Origin of the sequence: Mucilaginibacter flavidus (assembly GCF_024055575.1) — a bacterium.
In the GTDB taxonomy this organism is placed as follows: domain Bacteria; phylum Bacteroidota; class Bacteroidia; order Sphingobacteriales; family Sphingobacteriaceae; genus Mucilaginibacter; species Mucilaginibacter flavidus.
Map to the genome: position 1 here is coordinate 1 of NZ_JAMXOE010000058.1, position 1,906 is coordinate 1,906.

A 1,906-nucleotide genomic window follows, 5' to 3' on the forward strand; every position below is an offset into this window, starting at 1 on the left:
CAGCATCGCCCGAAGCGGCGGAGCTACTTACCGGTATGATTACCAGGGTGCTTATGCGGAAAAAGATCCTGTAACCGGCCTGAACAACTTCCAATTGCGCATGTATGACAGTAAGATCGGAAGATGGTTATCAACTGACCCCGCAGGTCAGCACGCATCACCGTATGAAGGGATGGGCAACAACCCCGTTGCTAAGGGTGATCCTACCGGCGGCGAGGACGTTAACAGTCCGATTTACGATCGAGTTACAGGTGAGTTTTTGGGGGTTGATGATCAGGGATTTACAGGCGATCTTTTATATATGGATAAGAGTGTTTACAACCTATTATCAAATAGCGGAGGCATTAAAATTGCGCACGCATTTGCCGAAACCATGGCCGAAAAGCCTTCTTTTAGTTCAATAAATAATAGTCCGTTAATATATGTATTCTCAGGAATCACATTGCAGGCGCTCAGTAATTCATATACAGACGTTCTTGCCAAATCTGGCTTTGACGTTTCTCAGCTGTTGAATGGGAAAGTATCTATAAACTATCATGACTACAACAGAGGAATTGCAGGGAACTACAATAATGGGATCGATAGCCCCACAGACAATGCAACTACATCGGTTGATAAACGACCAATAACTGTAACGGCTCAATGGTCAACTGTTGCAGCAGCACACGACTATGTAAAAGACGCGGCAGGTAATGAACAATTAACAATACTTTATACCACTGTTGAAAATATTCAGAATGGATTGGGGGTGCATGAACTTCAATATCATGGAATAAAAAACCTGAGAAATGCCGACCACTTGGAGATATTCGAGGCCCAACTTAGAGCCGGTTCATGGCCCGGAACCACCAACGCATTTAAAAATTTTATACTGGATCACTATAATGAAATTAAGAGATAATAAGTCGTTTTTATTATTCTATCTTTTTATTGCAATCTCCATTTTTGGGTGTAATAAAAATCATTTATCTATAACGTTTAAAAATGTTTTTATTCAAAAATATAAATACCCCGTTGACGAAGAAACTATTCTTTTTTATCTCCAGATAGTTAATGGAACTGACAAGGATATAGACTTGAATAAAAAAAGTAATGGAGGAACGCTGGAGGATTCTGGTTTTTTTTTAATCAGCAACGAATTTTATTCCGAAGCCGTTAAACTTAAAGTAAGCGGAGGAGACGAAGGGAAAAAAATTAAGAATGGCCAATCTACTAATCTCTTATTGTTTTTGTCGGTAGACAAGCTGCGGTCGATATTAAAGAAATACTGCGATGAGAAATATTCTAATCAAGATATAGTGGATTTTCTAACGCGAGGCAACTATTCTTTAGTGTATATATCCTTTAACGAACCCGGAACACAAAATGTCTTAAAATCCAGTTCATTTAAAACGGTCGAAATCCATTCACCAGATACAATTCAAAAATTATTGACGCCTTAATTTTTAAAATTTAAGATAAGCTGCTGCCGCAAATGATTTTTTCGCTACGGCAAAGCTCTAGCCTTGTGGTTCGATGATAAATGGCCCGCTTTACTAACGAAGCAGGCTATATTATTTAAAACCAGGCCTGACGCTGCTGACCAAACTAAAAAAGCGCCGGAACGCGGGTTTAACAGAGAAAATCTGCTAAATTACCGCATATTATCGCTAATACGAAAGGTGTCGTGAATTTTGCAACGGTCTCAGTTTATCTATTAATAGGCAAATCCTGATTAAATCCCCAAAAAACCTCACCAGGCTTTTAATTCCGGTAAGGCTATGGTTCAAAGACCAGCGACTAACTAATCACTTTTCTAGTACTTCAGTACAATAAAGCCGGTTTTGTGTTTAGTTTCATTTCCGTCTTTATATTCCAAAGAGTAGAAATAAGTACCGGGCTGTTGTAATTTACCGTTGGTGCTGGA

2 protein-coding genes are annotated in these 1,906 nt (G+C 39.1%); both read left to right on the forward strand.

The window, feature by feature from the left end; all coding sequences use genetic code 11:
• Nucleotides 1-901 (forward strand): RHS repeat-associated core domain-containing protein (locus tag NAF19_RS30430; RefSeq protein WP_252794237.1); only part of this gene is annotated, 901 nt, incomplete at its 5' end.
• The gene (locus NAF19_RS30435) at nucleotides 885-1,442 is read left to right on the forward strand and encodes a hypothetical protein (RefSeq protein WP_252794238.1); all 558 of its coding nucleotides are present in this window, start codon (nucleotides 885-887) and stop codon (nucleotides 1,440-1,442) included. The genes NAF19_RS30430 and NAF19_RS30435, both read left to right, overlap by 17 nt.
• Nucleotides 1,443-1,906: the final 464 nt, after the last annotated feature.